This is a genomic window from Gordonia sp. G4, from assembly GCF_057770005.1.
Genome location: NZ_CM173442.1, coordinates 2,339,797 through 2,362,754, shown reverse-complemented (window position 1 = coordinate 2,362,754; position 22,958 = coordinate 2,339,797). Strand labels below are relative to the sequence as shown.

The 22,958-nt window shown below is 68.0% G+C and carries 19 protein-coding genes; 9 read left to right on the top strand and 10 right to left on the bottom strand.

Translation table 11 applies throughout. The annotated features are described in order from the left end of the window. The first annotated feature begins 143 nt into the window (after positions 1–143). The gene (locus AC3B5T_RS10510) at positions 144–1,082 is read left to right on the top strand and encodes a hypothetical protein (protein WP_488358615.1); all 939 of its coding nucleotides are present in this window, start codon (positions 144–146) and stop codon (positions 1,080–1,082) included. Positions 1,083–1,238: 156 nt separating this feature from the next. Here the strand turns inward: AC3B5T_RS10510 and AC3B5T_RS10505 are convergent, their stop codons facing one another. From AC3B5T_RS10505 to AC3B5T_RS10490, 4 genes are all read right to left on the bottom strand, one after another. Next, positions 1,239–2,012, bottom strand: coding sequence for a hypothetical protein (locus AC3B5T_RS10505; RefSeq protein ID WP_010842814.1), 774 nt, complete (start codon positions 2,010–2,012; stop codon positions 1,239–1,241). Between the two features lie 288 nt (positions 2,013–2,300). After that, positions 2,301–3,167, bottom strand: a complete 867-nt coding sequence (locus AC3B5T_RS10500) for a 3-hydroxybutyryl-CoA dehydrogenase (RefSeq protein ID WP_488358614.1) — start codon at positions 3,165–3,167, stop codon at positions 2,301–2,303. A gap of 168 nt (positions 3,168–3,335) precedes the next feature. Then, positions 3,336–4,631 (bottom strand): isocitrate lyase, encoded by a 1,296-nt coding sequence (aceA, locus tag AC3B5T_RS10495; RefSeq protein ID WP_014925333.1) that lies wholly within the window; start codon positions 4,629–4,631, stop codon positions 3,336–3,338. Between the two features lie 467 nt (positions 4,632–5,098). Next, the gene (locus tag AC3B5T_RS10490; protein ID WP_055475738.1) at positions 5,099–5,878 is read right to left on the bottom strand and encodes a hypothetical protein; all 780 of its coding nucleotides are present in this window, start codon (positions 5,876–5,878) and stop codon (positions 5,099–5,101) included. A gap of 60 nt (positions 5,879–5,938) precedes the next feature. On the opposite strand from AC3B5T_RS10490, the gene ramB reads away from it, so the two are divergent. Continuing rightward, positions 5,939–7,369: an acetate metabolism transcriptional regulator RamB gene (ramB, locus tag AC3B5T_RS10485; protein WP_055475737.1), complete on the top strand. Its 1,431-nt coding sequence runs from the start codon at positions 5,939–5,941 to the stop codon at positions 7,367–7,369. A gap of 111 nt (positions 7,370–7,480) precedes the next feature. Here ramB and AC3B5T_RS10480 read toward each other — a convergent pair whose 3' ends face one another. Further along, a complete protein-coding gene (locus tag AC3B5T_RS10480; protein WP_014925330.1) occupies positions 7,481–8,896 on the bottom strand; it encodes a lipase family protein in 1,416 nt (471 codons plus the stop codon). Positions 8,897–9,214: 318 nt separating this feature from the next. Here AC3B5T_RS10480 and AC3B5T_RS10475 point away from each other — a divergent pair, with 318 nt between their 5' ends. Continuing rightward, entirely contained in the window at positions 9,215–10,636 is a 1,422-nt protein-coding gene (locus tag AC3B5T_RS10475) for a lipase family protein (protein ID WP_055475736.1), read from the top strand. 19 nt (positions 10,637–10,655) lie between these two features. On the opposite strand, the gene AC3B5T_RS10470 is transcribed toward AC3B5T_RS10475, so the two are convergent. Further along, the gene (locus tag AC3B5T_RS10470) at positions 10,656–11,120 is read right to left on the bottom strand and encodes a MaoC family dehydratase (protein WP_488358613.1); all 465 of its coding nucleotides are present in this window, start codon (positions 11,118–11,120) and stop codon (positions 10,656–10,658) included. A 25-nt stretch (positions 11,121–11,145) separates the two neighbouring features. On the opposite strand from AC3B5T_RS10470, the gene AC3B5T_RS10465 reads away from it, so the two are divergent. Next, positions 11,146–11,682: a carboxymuconolactone decarboxylase family protein gene (locus tag AC3B5T_RS10465; RefSeq protein ID WP_488358612.1), complete on the top strand. Its 537-nt coding sequence runs from the start codon at positions 11,146–11,148 to the stop codon at positions 11,680–11,682. Between the two features lies 1 nt (position 11,683). Continuing rightward, positions 11,684–12,343, top strand: coding sequence for a class I SAM-dependent methyltransferase (locus AC3B5T_RS10460; RefSeq protein WP_055475734.1), 660 nt, complete (start codon positions 11,684–11,686; stop codon positions 12,341–12,343). An 8-nt stretch (positions 12,344–12,351) separates the two neighbouring features. Here the strand turns inward: AC3B5T_RS10460 and AC3B5T_RS10455 are convergent, their stop codons facing one another. Together AC3B5T_RS10455 and lpdA are read right to left on the bottom strand one after the other, a co-directional pair. Next, complete coding sequence (locus tag AC3B5T_RS10455; protein WP_055475733.1) at positions 12,352–13,236, bottom strand: DNA-3-methyladenine glycosylase family protein; 885 nt, start codon at positions 13,234–13,236, stop codon at positions 12,352–12,354. A gap of 193 nt (positions 13,237–13,429) precedes the next feature. Beyond that, positions 13,430–14,815, bottom strand: a complete 1,386-nt coding sequence (gene lpdA / locus AC3B5T_RS10450) for a dihydrolipoyl dehydrogenase (protein WP_488358611.1) — start codon at positions 14,813–14,815, stop codon at positions 13,430–13,432. 119 nt (positions 14,816–14,934) lie between these two features. On the opposite strand from lpdA, the gene AC3B5T_RS10445 reads away from it, so the two are divergent. Together AC3B5T_RS10445 and AC3B5T_RS10440 are read left to right on the top strand one after the other, a co-directional pair. After that, the gene (locus AC3B5T_RS10445) at positions 14,935–15,540 is read left to right on the top strand and encodes a TetR/AcrR family transcriptional regulator (protein WP_488358610.1); all 606 of its coding nucleotides are present in this window, start codon (positions 14,935–14,937) and stop codon (positions 15,538–15,540) included. Positions 15,541–15,562: 22 nt separating this feature from the next. Next, on the top strand, positions 15,563–16,843 hold the full coding sequence (locus AC3B5T_RS10440; protein WP_488358609.1) for an oxidoreductase: 1,281 nt from the start codon (positions 15,563–15,565) through the stop codon (positions 16,841–16,843). 3 nt (positions 16,844–16,846) lie between these two features. On the opposite strand, the gene AC3B5T_RS10435 is transcribed toward AC3B5T_RS10440, so the two are convergent. Continuing rightward, positions 16,847–18,421 carry a serine hydrolase gene (locus AC3B5T_RS10435; protein WP_488358608.1) on the bottom strand — a complete coding sequence of 525 codons (1,575 nt, stop codon included), beginning with the start codon at positions 18,419–18,421 and terminating at the stop codon, positions 16,847–16,849. A 209-nt stretch (positions 18,422–18,630) separates the two neighbouring features. Here AC3B5T_RS10435 and AC3B5T_RS10430 point away from each other — a divergent pair, with 209 nt between their 5' ends. Beyond that, complete coding sequence (locus AC3B5T_RS10430; RefSeq protein ID WP_488358607.1) at positions 18,631–20,685, top strand: prolyl oligopeptidase family serine peptidase; 2,055 nt, start codon at positions 18,631–18,633, stop codon at positions 20,683–20,685. A 29-nt stretch (positions 20,686–20,714) separates the two neighbouring features. Here the strand turns inward: AC3B5T_RS10430 and grpE are convergent, their stop codons facing one another. Beyond that, the gene (grpE, locus tag AC3B5T_RS10425) at positions 20,715–21,188 is read right to left on the bottom strand and encodes a nucleotide exchange factor GrpE (RefSeq protein WP_488358606.1); all 474 of its coding nucleotides are present in this window, start codon (positions 21,186–21,188) and stop codon (positions 20,715–20,717) included. 77 nt (positions 21,189–21,265) lie between these two features. Here grpE and AC3B5T_RS10420 point away from each other — a divergent pair, with 77 nt between their 5' ends. Further along, positions 21,266–22,942 carry an Hsp70 family protein gene (locus AC3B5T_RS10420; protein ID WP_488358605.1) on the top strand — a complete coding sequence of 559 codons (1,677 nt, stop codon included), beginning with the start codon at positions 21,266–21,268 and terminating at the stop codon, positions 22,940–22,942. The last annotated feature ends 16 nt before the right edge of the window (positions 22,943–22,958 follow it).

Below are 22,958 nucleotides of genomic sequence, written 5' to 3'. Positions count from 1 at the left end.
CTGACCCGCGCCGTCGAATCCCGCTCCCGCGGTGCTGCTTCCGTCCCGCTGATGAGATCCGATCAGCGGGACGGAAGCGGGACCGCGGGAAGGTTGGGGAAAACCCGATGGAGCCGAAGCCCCCTCCGCTGCGTCGAATAGAGATGACCAGCTACCCACTGGACCGCTACGGTCTGATCCGTCGCGGCGCCGCACTCGATGCGGCTTTCTCCGACAATCTGCTTGCTGCAGCGGTGTCCGCCGGCGACCTGATCCGCCTCATCCCCGGCGTCTTCGTCCCGGCATCCGACGACTTCGCCGGGCACGAAGGCGATCAGGAGTTGCAACGCCTCAAGTCTGTTGCGATCGCCACGTCACATCCCGCGAGCGCACCGCAGCTGCCGCTGAGTCACGTCTCGGCCGCCGCGGTGCTCGGCATTCCACTGCTGAAGCCCGACACCGAACGCGTTCACGTCACCAACGGCAAGAGGGCCGGCGGATTCATCGCGACGCATCGTCACGTTCACGCCGCCGCCCTGACAGAGGACGAGCTCGCCGTCGTCGACGGAATACTAGTCACCAGAATCGAGCGAACCGCCGTAGATGTGGCAGCCGGGGGCGACTTCGCACAAGCGCTCACCGCCTTCGACCAGGCACTTCGTGCAGGGGCCGATCGTGAGCTCATGTGGCGCATCCTCACCTCTCGTCGTAGGCAGGGCGGCAGAGTGGCTCGGCGTGCGCTGGCACTGGCAGATGGGGCGGCCGAGAGCGTCGGCGAATCGTGGAGTCGTGCGCAGATGATCGAGGCCGGCCTGCCTGCTCCGGGGCTGCAACACGAGTTCTGCGGGCGGAGCGGCGTCTACCGTGTCGACTTCGACTGGCAGGCGAAGCTCGTCGGGGAGTTCGACGGCATGGTGAAGTACGGCCGCCTGCGCAAAGCGGGCAAGACCGTGACCGACGTGGTGCTGCAGGAGAAGCTGCGCGAGGACGAGATCCGCGCGCTGGGCCCCGTCGTCGTGCGCTGGACCTGGTCGATGCTCGAGGACGGGTCCTTCATCGGCCTGCTTCGGCCATGGCTGGAGAAGTTCGAATTGATGAGCTGAGTCCAGCGGTCCCATTTCCCTCCCGCTAATGAGATCCGATCAGCGGGACGGAAACACCACCGCGGGACAGGGACCTCGTCCGATACAAAGAGCACCCCACACACGACAACGCCCCCGCCGGAGCGGGGGCGTTGTCGGATGCGATTGTGGGTGAACCTACTTCGCGGTGGTCGGCTTCTTGACCGGGGCCTTCTTGGCCGGCGCCTTCTTGGCAGCGGTCTTCTTCACGGCCGGCACCGGGGTGTCCTTGGCCTCGGCGACCTTGTTGGCCGGCGAGGACTTGGCGGCGCGTCCCTTGGCCTCGACAGTGCCTGCGGCGCCGTCGATTTCCTTGGCCGCGTCGGCAGCCTGGTCCTTGACGTTGCTGCCGGCCTCTTCGATCGCGACGGCGACGTCCTCGACCTCTTCGCTGACGCGTCCGGCGAGCTTCGCCGCGCGGTCACCGACGAGGCGGGTCTGGGTCGAGACGACCCCGAGGGCGTCCTCGGTGAGATCGACGGCGTCGTTGTACACCTTCTCAGCGCGCGAGAGGTTCTCCTGGACGAGCGGCTTGGTGCGCAGGCGCTCCAGGGTGGCCTCGCCACGCTCGGCGAGCGAGGTGTAGAAGCCGTAGGCCTTCTCGACGTACGGGTCGGCGAGACGCTTGAGCTCGTCGGCGGTCAGCTTGCCGCGCAGCTCGTCGAGGTCGCTGGGAACCTCTTCGGACAGCGAGCCGATACGGGTCTTGGCCTCGTCGAAACGCGTCTGGGCGGTCTCCGGCAGATCCGAGATGCGGGTCTTGGCCTCGTCGAAGCGGGACTGGGCGGTCTCGGCGGCGGCCTCGGTGCGCTCCCGCAGTTCGGTCAGCTTCTCGGTGACCTGCGCGAAGGCGTAGTCGCCTGCGCCGACTGCGGCGTAGAGGGGAGCGTAGTTGCGTTCGGTGGTGGTCACAATGGACTCCTTAGGGTCGGGTCACCAATTGCGCTGCAGCACATGCGGTCTCGCTCATCTCGGCATCTTCGCCGGGCGCATGTCGGAGAATTCCGTCGCCTGTCGCCTCGAAACGTACGGTGTCGCAAGCCGATCGATTCGACTCACACCGCGCGAGAAAAGGGGAACCGCGGCGCCATCGGTATTGGTGTTTCCGCTATCCAGTATCCACGCTGTGCTAGCAAATGCAAGCATCTTGCTAACGCACGTGACGGAGGTCACCCGAAGTGCCCGCACACAGCGGTCTGATCACCCGTAACGGTGGAAACCGTGGCCCGATTTCTTGCCCAGTCTCCCGGCCTCGACCATGCGCAACAGCAGTGGAGGCGGCGAATAGAGGGGCTCTTTGAACTCCTCGTACATCCTGTCGGCGATCGCCTTGACCGTGTCGAGCCCGACGAGATCGGCCAGCTTGAGCGGGCCCATCGGATGCGCGCAGCCCAGGACCATGGCCTTGTCGATGTCGTCGACCGTCGCGAAACCGGTCTCCACCATCCGGATGGACGAAAGCAGATACGGCACCAGCAGTGCGTTCACGACGAACCCGGATCGGTCGGCCGAACGGACCACCTGCTTGCCCAGCACGTCATGAGCGAAGGTCTCGGCGCGTTCGACGATCTCCGGTGCGGTCACCAGGGTGGTCACGACCTCGACCAGCGGGAGAACCGGGACGGGGTTGAAGAAGTGCATGCCGATCACGCGGGCGGCGTTCTGAGTCGCCATGCCCAGCTTCATGATCGGGATGGACGAGGTGTTCGACGCGAGGACGGCCGCCGGGTCGGCGACCACCTTGTCGAGCTGGGTGTAGATCTCGGTCTTGACGGATTCGTCCTCGACGACGGCCTCGCACACGAGTTGCCGGTCGGCGAAGTCGCCCAGATCCGAGGTGAACCGGAGTCGCAGGGACGCCTGTTCGCGCTCCCGCTCGGTCAGTTTGCCGCTGGACACGCCACGATCCAGCGATCGGAGAACCCGATCGCGACCGGCGGCTGCGAGTTCGCGGGTGAATTCGTAGACGAGCACGTCGGACTGGGCCCGCGCGCACACCTCGGCGATTCCGGCGCCCATCTGCCCGGCACCCACCACACCGACGCGGGAGATCTTCTGGCCTGTCATGTCGGCTCCTCCGGAGGAAAACATCTACGCAACAACTGATTTCGCGAGAACACGGGTAGCTCCTCGGGGCACGAACCATCCCCGGGATACACCAACAGGCGGCCCGCAGCGAAAGCCGCGGACCGCCTGACTGGTACGCCAAATGTTCCGCCGGTGGCGGGAGAGTTCCTAGTGGAACTGTCCTTCCTCGGTCGAGCCCTTCAGCGCGGTGGTCGAGCTGTTCGGATCGACGGTGGTGGCGATGTTGTCGAAGTACCCGGCGCCGACCTCACGCTGGTGCTTGACGGCGGTGAAGCCGCGCTCCTCGGCAGCCTTGAACTCGCGGTTCTGCAGGTCGACGAACGCCGACATCTGCTCGCGCGCGTAGCCGTAGGCCAGGTCGAACATGCCGTAGTTCAGCGAGTGGAACCCGGCCAGGGTGATGAACTGGAAGGTGAAGCCCATGGCGCCCAGCTCGTTCTGGAACTTGGCGATGGTGCTGTCGTCGAGGTGCTTGCTCCAGTTGAACGACGGGCTGCAGTTGTAGGACAGCAGCTGGTCGGGGTACTCGCTCTTGACGGCCTCGGCGAACTTGCGAGCCAGCTCGAGATCGGGGGTACCGGTCTCCATCCAGATCATGTCGGCGTAGGGAGCGTAGGACTTCGCACGCTCGATGCACGGCTCGATGCCGTTCTTCACGTGGTAGTAGCCCTCGGCGGTGCGCTCACCGGTGACGAACTGCTTGTCGCGGTCGTCGACGTCGGAGGTGATCAGCGTGGCGGCCTCGGCGTCGGTGCGGGCGATGACGACGGTGGGAACACCGGCGACATCGGCGGCGAGACGAGCCGAGTTCAGCGTGCGGATGTGCTGCTGGGTCGGGATGAGCACCTTGCCACCGAGGTGGCCGCACTTCTTCTCCGAGGCGAGCTGATCCTCCCAGTGGGTGCCGGCGGCACCCGCGGCGATCATGGCCTTCTGCAGCTCGTAGACGTTGAGCGCGCCACCGAAGCCGGCCTCGCCGTCGGCGACGATCGGGACGACCCAGTTGTCGACCGAGTTGTCACCCTCGACGCGGGCGATCTCGTCGGCGCGCAGCAGCGCGTTGTTGATACGACGCACGACGCTCGGCACCGAGTTGGCCGGGTAGAGCGACTGGTCGGGGTAGGTGTGACCGGAGAGGTTGGCGTCGCCTGCGACCTGCCAGCCCGAGAGGTACACGGCCTTCAGGCCGGCGCGGACCTGCTGCACGGCCTGGTTGCCGGTGAGGGCGCCCAGTGCGTTGATGTAGCTGCCGTCACCCTGGGTCACGCCGTCCCACAGGATCTCCGCGCCACGACGGGCGAGGGTGTGCTCCTCGACGACCGAGCCCTGGAGCTCGGCGACCTGCTCGGCGGTGTAGTCACGCTTGATGCCCTTCCAGCGCGGGTTGGTGTCCCAGTCCTGCTGGATCTCCGCGGCGGTACGGGGCTTTCCGACGTTGCTCATTGGCTACTTCGCTTTCGTTGTCCTGCTCGTCCCGACCGGGGGCCGGATCGGGACGACGGCCCGGCGCGCCGCCGGAACCTCTCTGCTGACAGACAGCCGACTTCCTGCCCGAAGGTGTGGACTCGCGGTCGGCGTCAGTCTCGGCCGAAACTTGCGAACCTTCCGACTCGGTGTCGGTGGTGCCTGCAGCAAGGGTGCCACAAGACAAACCCGCAGGTCCAACCCTTGACGAATGCAAATATGGGTTATTTTTCGGCATCGCGGTGCAAAGTTTGCAAATATTGATCTGTGAAACCCGCGCCGCCCCCGCCAAAAAGTACGTCCGTACTGGGATTTTCCTACCCGAGGGTAGGTAAGCGTCTGGCCGATGGATCGCGGTCGACACGCACCCGAGCCGGCACGGTCGTGTACCCGGGAGTGACACCCTTCACACTCTCGGGCGCCGCGTCGGCGACGGCCGGCGTGGCTCAGGGTGTGGTGACTTGCTCGACGGCGGTGTCGAAGAGGGCCGAGAACGCGGCCGGATCGATCGGCTCCACGGGGGCGGTCGGCGGGTTCGTCGCGCGGGTGGGCGCGCCCGACACCGTCAGCTGCACCGTCACCGGCCCCGATGCCGGACGGTCGAGTACGGCGTACCCGGCGAACCCGATCTGCCGGCGGACGCCGCCGTCGGTGAGTGTCGTCGTGACGTCGGACCGCGTGAGCAACATCTGCTCACCGGGCAGCAGGCCGCCGTCGACGTCCGGCGGGGGAAGTTCGGTGAACTCGGTGACCACCCGGCTCCCCGCCAGGTGTCCCGTGGTGATGTCCGTCGTGGTGCGCGCGCAACGGCCGGTTGTGGTCAGACGGTCGGCGTCGATGTCGCGAGGTGCGGTGGTGACCAGCTCGACCAGCGCGCCCGTGGCACCGTCACGGGCGGCAAGGACAGCGGAGTTGTCCGAGGTCAGCTGCTTGTTGAGCGCCGCGTCGGACGTGGGGTCGCAGTACTCGGGGGTGACGCGCGCCGAGCGGGAGGCGTCGATGGCGGCCTGGTTCCCCGTGACGAGATCCGCGACCGCCAGTGGCGCGGAGGTGTACCCGGGCGGCAACTGCGACGCGGTCAGCACGAGGTCGGCAGGCCCGCGCGGAGCCGGTACTGCCGCCGGGTCGCCCGCACACCCCGCGACGAGGAGCGCCGCTGCCACGACGGACGCGGCCGTCGCGGCCGTCGCTGCCGGCGAGCGGCGTCGGCCGGGGAGGGAGAGCACGCGGTCACCGTACCCTGGGGACGACGCTCGAGGCGGCGGCACCTGTCCTGGAGGTGGACGATGAGCAGGACCTATGTGGGGTCGCGGTTGCGCCAGTTGCGTTCCGAGCGCGGCCTGTCGCAGGTCGCCCTCGCGCAGACGTTGTCGATCTCGGCGTCATATCTCAATCAGATCGAACACGACGCCCGGCCGCTCACCGCGTCGGTGCTCGCCAAGATCACCGAGGCCTTCGGCGTCGACGCCGGGTTCTTCGACTCGCAGGACGACGTGCGGTTGGTCGCCGAGTTGCGCGAGGCCCTGCTCGACGACGACCTCGAGGCCTCCCCCGGCGCGCTCGACGCCCAGGGGATCAGCGCGATGGTCACGTCGCATCCCGAGATGGCACAGGCGATGGTGAACCTGCACCGCCGCTACCGGATCGCCACCGATCAGCTCGCGGCGGCCACCGACGAGCGCGGCGACCGCAGCATGCGCGGCACCATCAGCGCGCCGCACGAGGAGGTGCGCGACTACTTCTACCAGCGCCGCAACTACATTCACGAACTCGACATCGCCGCCGAGGAGATGACCACGCGGATGCGGATGCACTCCGCCGACATCCGCCGCGAGATCATGAACCGCATCGAGAGCGTCCACGGCATCAGCATCGTGCGCCGGGTGGACCTCGGGGACTACACACTGCACCGGTTCGATCGCGAGGCGCGACGCCTCGAATTCTCCGCGTCGCTCTCGGCCGGGCAGCGGACGTTCAAGCTCGCCAGCGAACTCTGCTACCTCGAGTATCAGGACCTCCTCGACAAGTTGGTGGACGAGGCCAACTTCAGCAGCGAGGACGCGCGGGCGCTCGGACTCCTCGGCCTCGCGAACTACTTCGCCGCCGCGGTCGTCCTGCCCTACAGCCAGTTTCACGGTGCGGCGGAGGATTTCCGGTACGACATCGAACGCCTGTCCGCCTTCTACGCCGTGTCCTACGAGACGATCTGCCACCGTCTCTCGACGCTGCAACGACCCAACCTGAGGGGCATCCCCTGGTCGTTCGTGCGCGTCGACCGCGCGGGCAACATGTCGAAGCGACAGTCTGCCACCGGGTTCCACTTCTCCTCGAGCGGCGGAACCTGTCCGCTGTGGAACGTCTACGAGACGTTCGCCTACCCCGGCAAGATCATCACGCAGATCGCCGAGATGCCCGACGGCCGCAACTACTTCTGGGTCGCGCGGACGGTCGAACGCCGCGCGACTCGATATGGGCAACCCGGGAAGACCTTCGCGATCGGCATGGGATGCGAACTGCGCCATGCCGCGCGGGTCATCTACTCCGACGGTCTGGAGATCGGACCGCAGGCGCACGTCACGCCGATCGGTGCCGGGTGCCGGGTGTGCGAGCGGACCAACTGCGCGCAGCGCGCTTTCCCCGCTCTCGGCGCCTCACTGCGCATCGACGAACACACCAGCAGCGTCTCGCCGTACATGAGTCTCACCGAGACCCGGTGAGCGACGAGCCTCCCTTCCGCTCCCTGAGGTGCGAGGAGCGATAGCCGCCGGGCCGAGCAAGCGACGAAGGAGCGCGTCGAGGTCGACGAGCCTCGAAGGGCCGCAAGCGAATCAGCCGCGACACCCGTTCGGCGCGGGTAGGCCGCGTAGCCGGTCGTCGAGCCAGGTCGCGGTGTCCGGGAAGCCGAGAGCAGCCGCCGACACGTGCTCGGCACCGTACTCGCGGTAGACCGCGGTGGCACCGAGAGCGCACTGCTGGGCGAAGAGCGCGCGTGCCTGGCTGGCCGGAACCCACCACTCGTAGCGCCCGTGGTAGATCAGCAACGGCATCGACGCCTCGAGATCCGCCATGGACGTGACCTCGAAGAGCTTCTCGGCGACCGCGGAGTTGAAGGGGTCCGGGTCGGTCGACAGCAGCTGGGTCGGGAGGTGCGAGATCCCGAGGTTGCCCATGTCGTCGGTGCAGATGTTGCGGATCTCCGACGTCGCAAGCCATCTCGCCAGATGGTTCGACATCTGCAGGACCTCGGGCCGTTCCCGCGCGACACCGAGAATCGCCGAATGGAAGACACCCGAGGCCAGGTTCGCGTTCATGGCGCCGGCGAGTGACCGGTAGTCCGCGGGTACCCCGCCGATGGCCGCGCCCACGAATCGTCCGGCGATGTCGGGCGCATACCCGGCGGCGAGCTTGGCCGCCCCGTGGGTGGCGATCGCCCCACCGGAGTAGCCGACCATCGCGATGGGTCCGCGCCCGAAGTTCGCCGGGTCGACGCCGGCCGCCGCGCGCACCGAGTCGAGGATCACGTGTCCCGCGACAAACGGCTCGGCGTAGGCCATCCGGGGTCCCGTGTGGTCGGGCACGAGCACCGCGTAACCCCGGTCCAGTGCGAGTTGGGTGAACGGCGGGATCAGATCGGTCTCGTTCGTGTTGTTGGTGAATCCGTGTGCGTAGGTGAACCCCGTGGTGCATTTCGTGCCCAGCGCGACTATCGGCGAATTGTTGACCAGGACCGGCCGGGCTCCCCGTCCGGTCCACGCCTTGGCCGGCACCAGGAGGGTGGCCGTGCCGAACATCGGGGCGCCGTTCGCGTCGGTGGTCCGGAACTTGACCTGCCGCGCCGACCGCAGCGGGACGAAGACGAGCGACTGCGCCACGCGGGTCACCGACCGCGTCGTCAGGACCTCTCCGGGTGTCCGCGCGGCGAGTCCGGCCGGCCAGTCGTCGAAGAACCGGTCGCCGCTCGGCGACGGCATGATCGCCTCGCGCAGCTCTTGCAGCTCGTGGGAGGCGCCCGGAATGCGGGACCGTTCCGGAATGCGCGACAGTCTCTCGACCGGCGGCGCCGGGATCACGGCGTCGATGTCCGCCGGCAGCTGCGACGGGACCGAGGTGAGATTGGGCGGTTCGGCGTCGGCCGTACCGCTCATCCACGTCGGGCCCGCGACGAGTCCCAGTGCGGCCACCGCCACCGTGGTCGCGATCGCTGCCCGTCGAACCGATAGTCGAAGAACTCCCCTGGCCGGCATCGCCAACCTCCCGTCTCACCTCGGTGATCGTCGAATCACCTGCCCCCCCGGCAGCACATCTGACGACTCGAACCGCGATCACCTGCGGCCAATGCTAGACGGCGGGGATCAAGCGTGCCGTGCCGACGGCGAGGTGAGTCGCGGGTGTAGTCCGGTCGGGTGACGCGCGAATGTGCTTTCCCCACCGGGCATCACACATCACGGTTCCGTCTCGGTGCGGCGACCATCGATGCGCAACCGGCGCTCCGGTCCGGTCGATGGTCCTAGGGTCACGGGGAAGCGGGCGCATCGGGGCGTCCGTCACGCGAAGGCACCGTCATGACGAGAACCTCGCTCCGCCGCCGGACACCGCTCCGGTACCGGACTGCGCTGCGGCACCGGGCGACGTGGACGGTCGGCGTCCTGCTGATCGTCGTCGTCGGCCTACTGCCCGCCGGACGCGCGGCCGCGGATCCACCGAACATGATGCCGCTGCCGCCGCCTGTCGTCGACGCGATCGACGACGCGGTGCCGCCACCCCCGGTTGCCCCGCTGCGCACGATCCCACCGCGCGCACGAGCCGCCGGATTCGACCACCGCACACTCGAATTGCGCGAGTCGATCCTGCCCTCGCCCACCGGTGACCCGATGTTCGACCGCTGGCCGGCCGATCTGGCTTCCCGCGCGCCGGGCGAAGTGATCGCCACGCGCGACGTCATCGCGGCTGCCGGACCGGTTGTGACCGTGCCGCTTCGCTCGGCGACGCTGATCAAGTTCCGGAGCACCGACGCCGTCGGAGCGCCGATCTACGGCACCGCGACCCTGCTGATCCCGCGCCGCGCGGTCGGCGCGTCGACGCCGATGCTCGTGAACAATCTGCCGATCGACTCCCTCGGAGCCGCCTGCACACCCGGATACACACTCGCGCATGGACTCTCCATCGCAACCGGGATCACGGACCTGATCCCGCCGACGACCCAGCTCGCACTGAACGCGGGCCATGCGGCTCTGATACCCGACCACCAGGGACCCCGGATGGCCTACGCGGAACCGGTACTCGCCGGGCACGTGACGCTCGACGCCATTCGCGCGGCCCGGCGTCTGGACCCGATGATGTTGCGCGACAGCCGGGTGGCGATGACCGGGTATTCCGGGGGTGCCATCGCCACGCACGGGGCGTCGAAACTGCTGGGCGAGTACGCTCCCGAGCTCACCGATCGCGTCGTCGGCGCGGCACTCGGCGGCGTCCCGGCCGACTTCCGGATGCTCGTCGGGAGCATGAACGCGAACCTGGCGACCGGCCTGTTCCATGCTGCGACCTTCGGCATCGCGCGCGAGCGTCCGGAGATCCTGGCGCTGGCGAACCGGCCCGCTCGATGGCTGGCCTCGTCGCCGATGAAGAACGTGTGCGTGCTCCCCGAGGCCATCGCCGGCGGGACCTTCCTGCCGATGCAGGTGCTGTCGAACGACCCCGACCCGTTCCGGTCGCCGACCGCCGAGCGGATCTACCGCCTGACCGGAATGGCCGACCGCGCGTCCGCGACTCCCCTGCTGATCTATCACGGCACCCACGAATGGTGGATACCCGCGGCCGGCGCCCGCGCCCTCTATCGCGAACAGTGCGCTCTCGGCACCAACGCGGCCTACCGTGAAATCTTCGGCGAACACGTCACCGCAGCGCTGCTCGGCTTCCCGGTGGCCCTCGACTGGCTCGACCGCCGGCTACGCGGCGAACCGGCCGTCGACGAGTGTCGCCGCTGACCGGCGGGACGTCGCCCGGTCAGAAGACGAGAACGCGGAGATTCTCCGCGACGCATGCGGGCTTGGCCTCTCCCTCGATCTCGACGGTGTTGGTGACGACCACGTTCACGCCCTTCGGCGTCTCCTCGACCGAGGTGATCACCGCATTGGATCGAATCCGGGCGCCGACCTTCACCGGATTCGGGAAACGCAGTTTGTTCATCCCGTAGTTGAGGACCAGCTTGGGACCTTCGACGGTGAAGATCTTCCCGGCGATCATCGGCAGCAACGAGACCGTCAGGTATCCGTGCGCGATGGTCCAGCCGAACGGACCCGACTTCGCACGTTCGGGGTCGACGTGGATCCACTGGTGATCACCGGTCGCGTCGGCGAAGGCGTTGACCCGTTCCTGGGTGATCTCCAGCCATTCGCCCGACCCGAGATCCTCGCCGATCGCGGCCTTCAGTTCGTCGACACTGGTGAACGTCCGTGTGGTGTGCGTCATAGTCCGCGTAGTCTACCGTGGGCCCATGGGCACACCTCGCGTCGCTCCGGGCGGTCTCCGGGAGCTCGGGCCGATCAATTTCGTCTTCGCGCGGGGGGCCGCACGGGCCATCGGTGTCGACGACGCACACATCTTCTCCACTCTCGGACGCACGAAGGGGCTCTTCCGCGGCTGGCTCCACTTCAGCAGCCGGTTGATGCCGTTCGGTGCGTTGTCGCGCAAGGACTCCGAGATGGTCATCATCCGGGTGGCCCATCTCCGGGAGTGCGACTACGAACTCGATCATCACCGACGACTCGGCCGGCGGGCCGGGATCACCGCGGACGAGTTCGACCACATCCTGGAGGGACCCGACGCCGGATGGGGCGATCGCGAGCGCGCGATCCTGCGAGCCGTCGACGAGCTCGTCGAGAGCAAGGACGTCTCCGACATCGCCTGGCAGGCGTTGTCGCTGCACCTCGACGACCGGAAGCTCATCGCCTTCACCCTGCTCGTCGGGCAGTACGACAGTCTCGCGACCACCATCCACACACTGCGCATCGAGCGCGACACCCGCTCCTGACATGGAGTCGATCGCGCAGCGGCTGATGCGCAACCAGCACTTCGCCGAAATCTACGAGCACCGGTGGCGTCCGACCTTCACCCGGCTCTTCAGTCTCGGCGGCCGTTCCACCGCCGACTTCGACCGCGCGCTGCGCGCCTACCTCGCCCGCCCCGGCGATCGCCTCGTCCTCGATGTCGCCTGCGGTCCGGGCAATTACACGCGTGAGATCGCCGACGGCCTCACCGGCGACGGCCGGTGCATCGGCATCGACTTCTCCACACCCATGCTGGCGCGCGCGGCGCAGACCAACGCCGTCGGACGGGCCGCGTTCGTGCGCGGTGACGCCCACGCATTGCCGTTCGCCGACAACACCTTCGACGTCGTCACCTGCCTGGCGGCGCTCTATCTGATCCCCGATCCCCTCCCTGTGGTCGACGAGCTGGTTCGGGTGACCGCGCCCGGCGGCGAGATCGTGGTCTTCACCTCGGTGACGACACCTCTCACCTCGCTGCCGGGCGTCCGGCCGCTCGCCGGGGTGAGCGGATACCGCATCTTCGACGACCACGAGATCCTCGAGCGCCTCCGTCGTGCCGGCGTGGACGACGTCGAGCAGACGATCACCGGACAGGGACAGTTCGTGCTGGCGCGGAGACCCGGCCCGGAGGCGACGCAGGGCTGAGCGGTCGATCAGAAGGACCGGTAGTCGCGGATGGTCATCCGCGGTCCACGGCGCTCGGGACGGACGCCGCCCCGCGTGACCATCCGGATGATGCGCTGTCGTTGTCCCGCATAGGGTTCGAGCAACTCGAGCATCCCCGCATCGTCGACGGCCTCGCCGATCAGGGTGAGCCCCACCAGCTTCGGGATGTGATAGTCGCCGACGTTGACGACGTCGGGATCGCCGAGCGCACGCGACAGGGCCTCCGCCTCGGTCCACCGCCCGACGCCGCGTAACACGGTGAGCTTGGCCGCGTGACGTTCGACGTCGAGAGCGGTCGCCCCGCGAATCGTCCGCATCCGGACCGGTTCGATGCCGCTGCGGTGCCACTCCCAGCTCGGGATGCGGGCCCACTCCGCTCGGGGCGGTGGCACCCTCATCGTCTCCGGAACCGGACCGGGTGCGGGAGTACCGAAGCGGCGCAACAGATACCGCCACGCGCGGAACGCCTCGGCGCCCACGACCTTCTGTTCGAGGATCGCCGGCACCAGCGCTTCCCACACGCGATCGGTGCGACCGAGGCGCAGTCCCTCGGTACGGCGGACGAGTTCGTGTACCACCGGGTGACGTGGGACCAACGCATCCGGATCGTCACTCGCCCCGAGGAAGTCGGGCATCTGCTCCAGTAGCCAGTCCGCACCCGGCCCCCAGGCGCGTCCGGTGACGGTCGTGCCGTCGGAGCGAACGGTCAGCGTACCCGGCCCATCGGGCGTGTGGGCCGCCCGCCACACCGACCTGTCCTGTCCGTAGACGAACGCCGGGTCGCCCGCACCGCGCCGGTGCAGGCCGACCGTCGCCCCGATGTCGAGCGGCCACGGGGGTGTCCACTCGCGGACACGTTCGACGGCACTCACCGTTCCGAGGGTAGTGCGCAGACCCTTCGTGGCTCGTCGACCTCGACTCGCTTCGCTCGCTCGGCCCGGCGGCTATCGCTCCTCGCACCTCAGGGAGCAGAGATGAAACCCCGCTCCCCGAGGAGAGCAGACATCCCCGCTCCCTGAGGAGGGGCCGGAGCTTGCGGAGGCCCCGTCACGAAGGGTCTGGCGACTACAGGTTGATCATGTGTCCCAGCGCGCCGTGGAACGTCTCCTGCAGCGCCTCCGACAGGGTCGGGTGGGTGTGCACGTTGCGGGCGAGTTCCTTGGCGGTGAGGTCCCACTTGTGGGCCAGCGTCATCTCCGGCAGCATCTCGGAGACGTTGTCGCCCACGAGGTGTCCGCCGAGGAGTTCGTCGGTGTCGGCGTTCGTGATGAGCTTGGCGAAACCCGCGGTCTCGCCGAGTCCCTGCGCCTTGCCGTTGGCCGAGAACGGGAACGTTGTCGCCTTCACGTTGTAGCCCTCGTCCTTGGCCTGCGCCTCGGTGAGTCCGAAGGACGCCACCTGGGGCTGGCAGAACGTCGCGCGCGGCATGAAGCGGTAGTCGCCGAGGGTCATGGTCTCGACGCCGGCGATGGTCTCGGCGGCCACGACGCCCTGGGCCTCGGCCACATGCGCGAGTTGCAGCTTGGCGGTGACATCGCCGATGGCGTAGATGCCGTCGACGTTGGTGCGCATGTAATCGTCGATCGCGATGGCGCCGCGATCGGTGAGCTCGACCCCGGCCTTCTCCAGACCGAAGCCCTCGACGCGCGGGGCGAAGCCGACCGACATGAGGACCTTGTCGACGGTCAGCTCGCCCTCCTTGTCCTTGGCGTCGGTGTAGGTGACGGTGACGTCGTCGCCGTTGTCGGTGACCGACTGAACCCTGGTGGAGGTGAGCAGCTTGATGCCGAGTTTCTTGTATTCCTTGGCGAGAGCCTTGGACGAGTCGGCGTCCTCGTTGGGCAGCACGCGGTCGAGGAACTCGACGATGGTGACGTCGACGCCGTAGTTGGCGAGCACATAGCCGAACTCCATGCCGATGGCGCCGGCGCCGACGATGACGATCGAGCCCGGTAGCTCACGGGTGAGGATCTGGGTCTCGTAGGTGACCACGTTCTCCGACAGTTCGACGCCGGGGAGCAGCTTGACCGTCGACCCGGTGTCGATGATGACGTCGTCGAAGGTGATCTCCCGATCGCCGACCTTGATGGTCTTCGCGTCGGTGAACACCCCGTACCCGTCGATCTCGGTGATCTTGTTCTTCTTCATCAGGTAGTGGACGCCCTTGACGATGCCGTCGGACACCTTGCGGCTGCGGTCGAATGCCGCGCCGAAGTCGAAGGAGACATCGCCACTGATGCCGAACGTCTTGGCCTGGTGATTGAAGATGTGCGCGAGTTCGGCATTGCGCAGAAGTGCCTTCGACGGGATACATCCGACGTTCAGACACACACCGCCCCAGTACTTCTCCTCGATCACGGCGGTTTTCTTGCCCAGTTGAGCCGACCGGATCGCGGCTACGTACCCACCTGGACCTGCACCCAATACAACTGTTTGAAAGTGTTCAGCCACGACAGCCAGCCTACGTCGCGTCCGACCACCGCCGCAGAGTGTCCCACTACTCGCCGGTAGCACCACTTCGGTTTCAATCACTGATTGAAACGCCGACTGAACTGTGCTTTGCTGCTCGTGTGACCCAGACCACCCGCGAGGGACGCGGTGCCGGACGCCGCGGTTCGGCCTCGATACCGACTCGCGAGGCCCTGCTGACCGTCGCCGAACGGCTCTTCCTCGCCGACGGATACGACAAGGTGTCCGTCCGGGCGATCTGCGCGGCCGCCGAGGCCAACCCGGCCGCGGTGCACTACCACTTCGGCACCAAGGAAGACCTCACCATCGCACTGCTGCAGTCCCGGCTCGGCCCGCTGTGGGCCGACCCGCTCGCTTCGCTCGACCCGGCCGTCACATCGATCGCGCAGGTCGTCGACGTGGTCGTCGACCCATTCGTCGACCTACAGGCCGACCCGGCGGGACATCTCCACCTGCGGCTGCTCGCCCGGTTCGTGTTCGCCCACCCCACCGCCGGCTGGACGTCGCGCTGGTTCGATCTCGACCCGTTCGCCGACATGCTCGCCGACGCCGTCCCCGGCCTGACCGCGGGGCAGGCGCGCCGGCGCTGGGCCCTCGCCTTCCAGCTCATCCTCCTGAGGTTCGGGGGCACCGAGACGTTGAGCACGGCCGCGGTGACAGCCCTGACCGGCTTCGTCACCGCCGGACTGACCGCGCCCGCCCCGTGAGACACGAATGAGAGGACCCGTTGTGGACAGCCCCATCACCGGACCGTTCAGCCCCGCCCGGCTCGGGCCGCTGCACCTGCGCAACCGGCTGATCAAATGCGCGACCTTCGAGGGGATGACGCCCGACGCCCTGGTCACCGACGAGCTGATCGAGTTCCACCGCGAGGTCGCGGCCGGCGGCGTCGCCATGAGCACCGTCGCGTATTGCGCGGTCTCACCCGAGGGCCGCACCGACCGCCACCAGATCTGGATGCGGCCGGAGGCGGTTCCCGGATTGCGGCGGCTCACCGACGCCATCCACGCCGAGGGGGCTCTCGCCGCCGCACAACTGGGGCATGCAGGCGCGGTCGCGAACTCGGCGTCGAACCGGGCCCCAGCCCTCGGACCGTCACGGATACCCGCGCCGATGGGGATGTCGGTGACCCGCGCGGTCAGTGTCGACGACATCGCCGATCTGCGGGAGAAGTTCCGTCGCGCCGCGCGACTCGCGGTGGACTCCGGTTTTGACGGGCTCGAGATCCACTGCGGCCACAACTATCTCATCTCCAGCTTTCTGTCTCCGCTGCTGAACCGGCGTCGCGACTCCTACGGCGGGAGCCTCGTCAACCGTGCGCGTATCGCGCGCGAGGTGGTCGAGAGCGTGCGCGACGAGGTCGGGGACGAGGCCGCGATCTGGGTGAAACTGAACACCTTCGACGGCGTCGGCCGCGTCGACCTCGAACGCTCACCCGCGGCTCGGGCACGCAGCCGGGCCAAGCGCAGTGGCTTCAACGTCGACGAGGCGTGCCAGGTGGCGCAGCTGCTGGAGTCCGACGGTCACCTCGACGCCATCGAACCCACCGCGGGGAGTTCACTTCTCAACCCGATGTACCTGTTCCACGGCGAGGCTCCGCGCAAGGAGTTCGCCGATGCGTTCTCCGGTGCGATGAAGTACGGACTCAAGGTCTTCGCCCCGGTCTTCCTGAAGCACTACCGCTATCACGACGCCTATCTGCTGCCCCTGGCACGCGAACTCCGCAAGGCCGTCGACCTGCCGCTCATCCTCCTGGGCGGCGTCACCGACCGGGCCTCGATGGATCTCGCCCTCGCCGAGGGCTTCGACTTCATGGCCATGGGCCGCGCGCTGTTGCGTGAGCCCGACCTTCCGCTACGACTGGCCGGCGACCCGTCGACGACGTCGAAGTGTGTCCACTGCAACCTCTGCATGCCGACGATCTACTCACACACCCGATGCCCGATCCGAACGGGTGAGGTCCCCGACCCGGTGACTGCCGGCAGCCAGGGCGTGTCGCCCCGCCGCTGAGCGTCACCGGCGGATGAACTCGCCGTTGCTCTCCTCGTCGTCGTAGTACTCGATCGTCATCCGTGGCCCGTCGAACCTCACCTGCGAGATCGAGCCCGGCTCGGCGTTCTCGTTGAGCAGGGTGAAGGTGAAGGTGTTGCCGTCCCAGTGGGAGAGCTCGTGTTTGCGGACCCCGCCCGGACCCATCTCCAGGACGAGCTTCCCGTCGCGTTCGACGACCTCCGCCGGTCCGTACACCGGGTTGGCGTAGGCACCCACGTACGACGGCAGCGGTTGCGGCGGTGCGGGATTCGACGGCGGTTCTTTGCCGACCAGTTCACCCTCCGGGACGCTCAGCGGTGCATACGCCTTGGCGTAGAGATCCCGCCAGTCGTTGCGGATCTCACCGAACTGGACGAGATCCATGAATTCGGCGGCGATCGCATCCACCGCACCGACGGGCGCGGCGTTGGAGAGCACGACGATCGCGGTGTCGGCCGAGGGCAGGACCGAGAACACCGTTCCGGCGCCCGAGGCGAAGGCGCCGGCGTGGTTGAACTGCGTCCGCGCGTCCTCGGTGACCCCGACGTTGAAGCCGTAGCCATACGACCCGGCGCGGGAGTCGGGCGTCTGCGGTGGATTGGACACCACCTGCGGCGAGACCGCGGGGAGCAGGGCGTCGGGCGCCACGACCTCCTGGCCGTTGTGCTTGCCCTGGGCCAGCACCATCTTCAACCAGATCGCCATGTCGTTGACCGACGAACTCACGCCGCCCGCCGGTGACTGCGCGTCGGGTTCGCGCGGGATCGGGGTCTTGACCCACTTCTCGTCTTCCTTGATGTGCCCGACCGCGCGGTCCGCCCGGCGTTCGAAGTCCACGAACCGCGAGCTGGTGCTGGTCATGCCCAGCGGTCCGTAGATGAGGTCCTGAGACAGTGTCGCCCAGTCCGTCCCGGCTTTCACCGCCACGGCCTCGCCACCTGTCGTCACCCCGAAGTTGGTGTAGGCGTAACTGATCCGGAACGGATCGAGGGGCATGAAGCGCATCCGCTGCAGGATCTCCTCGCGCGAGTAGCCCATGTCCTCGAGTTTGTCGCCGGCGTGGTCGGGAAGACCCGACCGGTGGGAGTACATGTCCCCGACGGTCACCGTGCGCGTGACATACGGCTCGGAGAGAGCGAACCACGGCAATGATTCCACGATCGGCATCTCCCAGGACACCGTCTTGTCGGTGACGGCGGCCGCGACCACCGTCGACCCGACCGACTTGGACACCGACGCGAGCTGGAAGACGGTGTTCGGGTCGACCGCGTCACCGGTGGTGATGTCCTTGACGCCGAACCCCTTGGCGTACTTGGTCTCCCCTCCCGACACGACGGCCACGGCCACGCCGGGGATCTTCGTCGACTCCATGATCGACGCGACCAGGTCGTCGAGCTGGCCGACCGCCTTGTCGACCGCGTCGGCCGGCAGCGGTTCGGCGGCGACGGAATTCGGATTGGCCAGGGACGACCCGGACGGTGACGACCCGGTCCCCGACGACCCGCTGTCACAGGCGGCGACGAGTGCGATGATCGCGACGGCGGAGCACGTGGCCATCGAGAGACGGCCCCATCTCGTGCCTCGCGGCGGCTCATCGCCGGAGCGGCGGACAGGAACGGAATGAGCAGTGGCCATGGGGGTCTCCTCGACGTCGCTGCGTCACGATACCCCCGAAACCGGCTCCGAGTAGGCGTTTTGTCGGGGTCGGCACCGCTCGCACGCGCGCGCGGTCCGACGCCCGCGGGCGCCCGCGTAGGTTGGACGCCATGACCGAGCACGGCGACGACGGCACCGCGACCACCGACACCGATCCGTACCTGTGGCTGGAAGAGGTCACCGGCGACGATGCGTTGTCGTGGGTACGCGCCCACAACGAACCCACGGTGGCGGCGTTGACGTCATCGGAGCGCTTCCGCGAGCTGGAGGCCGCGACGCTGGCCGCGCTCGACACCGACGACCGCATCCCCTACGCACGACGTCGCGGTGAGTATCTCTACAACTTCTGGCGCGACGCGACCAACCCGCGCGGACTCTGGCGTCGCACGACGTACGACTCCTACGTCACCGACGCCCCTGACTGGGATGTCCTCATCGACGTCGACGAACTGGCACGGGACGAGGACGAGAACTGGGTGTGGGCCGGTGCCACCGTGCTGCGGCCCGAGTACGAGCGTGCGCTGATCTCCCTGTCGCGCGGTGGCGCCGACGCCTCCGTGGTCCGCGAGTTCGACATCCCGTCGCGCACCTGGGTGGCCGACGGCTTCGTGCTGCCGGAGAACAAGTCCGACGTGGGCTGGATCGACCGCGACTCCGTCTACGTGGGAACGGATTTCGGCGAGCAACCCGACGGGCACGGCTCGCTGACCGACTCCGGCTATCCCCGCGTGGTCAAGCGGTGGACGCGGGGGACCCCGCTGTCGGAGGCCGTCACGGTCTTCACCGGTGAGACCTCCGACGTGTCGGTGCGCGCGGTCTACGACAGCACACCGGGATTCGAGCGCCACTTCATCGGGCGCGCCACGGACTTCTTCAACTCGCTGGACTACGAACTGCGCGACGGCGAGCCCGAGTTGCTCGACGTCCCCACCGATGCCCACGCCGGGGTCCGGATGAACTGGCTGCTGGTGCTGTCGCGGTCGGACTGGGAGGTCGGCGGCACCACTCACCCACCGGGCACGCTGCTGGCCTTCGACTACGAGTCCTACCGGTCGGGCGACCGCGACGCGACCGTGCTGTTCGCACCCGACGCGCACACGAGTCTCGTCGACTACGCCTACACGCGTTCACATCTGATCATCGTGAAACTCCACGACGTGCACACCAGGGTCGAGGTGCGCGAACTCGGGACGTGGCAGGTCATCGACATGCCGGGACTGCCCGACCTCGCCACGGTCTCTGTGCTCGACACCGATCCCGATGAGAGCGACGAGGTGTTCTGGTCGGCGACGTCGTTCACCGAACCGCCGAGTCTGCTGCACGGTTACAGCGGGCACGCCCCGGAGGTGATCAAACACAGCCCCGCGTTCTTCGACTCCGAGTCGGTGACCGCAGAGCAGCACTTCGCGACGTCCGACGACGGCACGCAGATCCCGTACTTCGTGGTGCGGCGCCGCGACGTGTCCCATGGCCCGACGCTCCTGTACGGCTACGGCGGATTCGAGAACGCGCTCACCCCGAGCTACCTCGCCATCGCCGGACAGAGCTGGGTCGAACGCGGCGGCATCTACGTGATCGCCAACATCCGTGGCGGCGGCGAGTACGGACCGTCGTGGCACACCCAGGCCCAGAAGGCGGGCCGGCACAAGGTCTATGAGGATTTCGCGGCGGTGGCACGCGCCCTCGTGGACTCCGGCCTCACCACCCCGGCCCAGCTCGGCGCCCAGGGCGGTTCCAACGGCGGGCTGCTCATGGGCGTGATGCTGACCCGGTATCCCGAGTTGTTCGGCGCCCTGGTCTGCCAGGTGCCGCTCATCGACATGAAGCGTTACCACCTCCTGTTGGCCGGGGCATCGTGGATGGCCGAGTACGGCGACCCCGACGATCCCGAACAGTGGGAGTTCATGAAGCCGTTCTCGCCGTATCAGAACATCGACGCCGAGACGACATACCCACCGATCCTGGTGACCACCTCGACCCGCGACGACCGGGTCCACCCCGGTCATGCGCGCAAACTCGTTGCCCGCCTGGAGGAAACGGGCCACGACGTGCAGTACTACGAGAACATCGAGGGCGGTCACGGCGGCGCGGCGGACAACAAGCAGGCCGCGTTCAAGTCCGCGCTCGCCTACGAATTCCTCTGGCGGACCCTCGGGATCTCGTAGCGACAAGGCGCGCCATCGGCCATCGTCTACTACGAGATCCGCGAGACCACGACCGCCGCGGGGCGCACCGACCGCTCGCCCGCGACCAGTCCCGGACGGAGCACCTCGGCAACCGTGCGGTCCACGGCGGTGTCGGTCACCGGGCGGACGTCGACCGCCTCCATGGTGCGGGCATCGAAGTCGGCGCCGGGTGGCGGTGCGACGACGGCACCGCCGCGGCCGACGATGAGCCGTTCCAGGCCGGCGCGCAGCAGCTCGAACGCGGGCCGGTCCGCCTCCGACGCCGAGACCGCGCACGTCGCGGCGTCGGTGTACAGCGCGAACAGATCGACCAGGAGCGGAACGTCTGCCACGGCCGTCGCCGGCGGCGATTTGGCGGCGTCGACGAGTCGTTCGATCGTCCTGGTCTGCCGCGCGACCACCAGCGCGAGGTCGGACAGCTGCTCGCGCAACTGCTCGAGCCCAGCGGTTCGGTCGGGTGCAGGGCCCTCCGGAGACGTCATTCCGCCAGCGTAATGAATGGCCACCCATCGATCGTCCGACACCGGCGGAACCCTCTGCGCTGCTAGCATCCCCGATCGTGGGCGTAATCGGGATCGACCTGGGAACCACCAACTCGGCGATGGCGAAGATCGATGCCGACGGTCGCCCCGAGGTGATCGTCGGCCTGACCGGGGCACCGACCACCCCGTCGACGGTCTTGCTCACCTCGCCCACCGACCACGTCGTCGGCGAAGGTGCGCGCCGGCAGGCCCGGCTCGACCCCGAGAACGTCTGCAGCCTGGTGAAGCGGCGGATGGGCGACGCCCAGTGGCGGTTCGTCGCGCACGGGCAGACCTGGTCGGCCCCGGCGATCTCGGCACTCATCCTCAAATCGCTGATCTCCGACGCCGCGTTCGCCGGTGAGCGGGTCGACCGCGCCGTGATCACCGTGCCGGCGTATTTCGGTGACGAAGAGCGGCGCGCGACGATCCAGGCCGGCACCTATGCGGGCCTCGAAGTCGCGGGGGTCTTGTCCGAACCGATCGCCGCGGCACTCTCCTACGGGTTCAGCCGGATCACCGATCCCCTCGCCAAGAGCACGCCCGACGAGACCGTCCTGGTCTACGACCTCGGCGGCGGCACCTTCGACGCGACGGTCATCGAACTCGCGGATCGCCGGATCACCGTGCTCGCCGTCGACGGTGATCATCAGCTCGGCGGTGCCGACTGGGACGAGCGGGTGGCGCTGCACCTCTCGCGCACATTCTGCGCCCAGAATCCCGATGCCGAGGACCCGCTCGACGACTCCGCCGGGTCACAGGCCCTCATCCTTGCCGCGGAGCGGGCGAAACACGAACTGACCGAATTGGATTCGACGTCGGTGATCGTCGCTCACGACGGCGCCCGGTCGGTCATCCCACTCACGCGGTCCGAGCTCGAGGAACTCACCCGCCCGCTGCTGGCCCGCACCGTCGAACTCACCCGGTCGTGCCTGGCCGCCGCCGAACGTCGAGGGGTGTCCGCCGTCGACCGGGTCCTGTTGGTCGGCGGTTCGTCGCGGATGCCGATGGTCGCACGGGAGCTCGCCGCCGCATTGGGGAAGACCCCGGAGCTCAACGATCCCGATCTCGCCGTCGCCCGCGGAGCCGCGATCTACGGCGAGAAGCTCGAGATCGAACGACTCGTCCGCGCCGACCTCGCCACCCGCGGCCGTCTCCGCGAGGACCGCGGACTCGACAGCGTCGCCCCGGCAGATCTCGACGAGTCCTGCACGCGGGTCGCGCACGCGTTCGCACTGCCGGTCAGCGGTGTCCGCCGGATGCTCGAGGTCAGCGTGGACACGGTGGTGTCCCGCGGGTTCGGGGTGCTGGCAGTCAACGGCCACAACGGCGAGCTGGAGGCCAGCTGGCTGGTCCACCGCAACCAGACGCTGCCGATCAAGGTGCGCCGGTCGTTCGGGACCATGCGACGCGATCAGTCCCGCATCGAGCTGGTCGTTCTGGAACAGCAGGGGCAGGCGGCGTCCCCACGACCCGAGGACGCCAAGGTCCTCATCGAGGGCGCGATCACCGACATCCCGCCCGGTTACGACGAGGGCAGTGAGGTGTCGGTCACCTTCGAGATGGCGTTCGACGGCGTCTTGCACGTCACCGCATTCCATGTCGACGCCCGGATACCACTGACGCTGTCGGCCAAAACGGGTGCGTCGCTGTCGAAGTCGGAGGTCGAACGGGAACTCGAACAGGTGCACCGATCTCGACGCCGCGACCAGTGATCATGTCCGGGTGAGG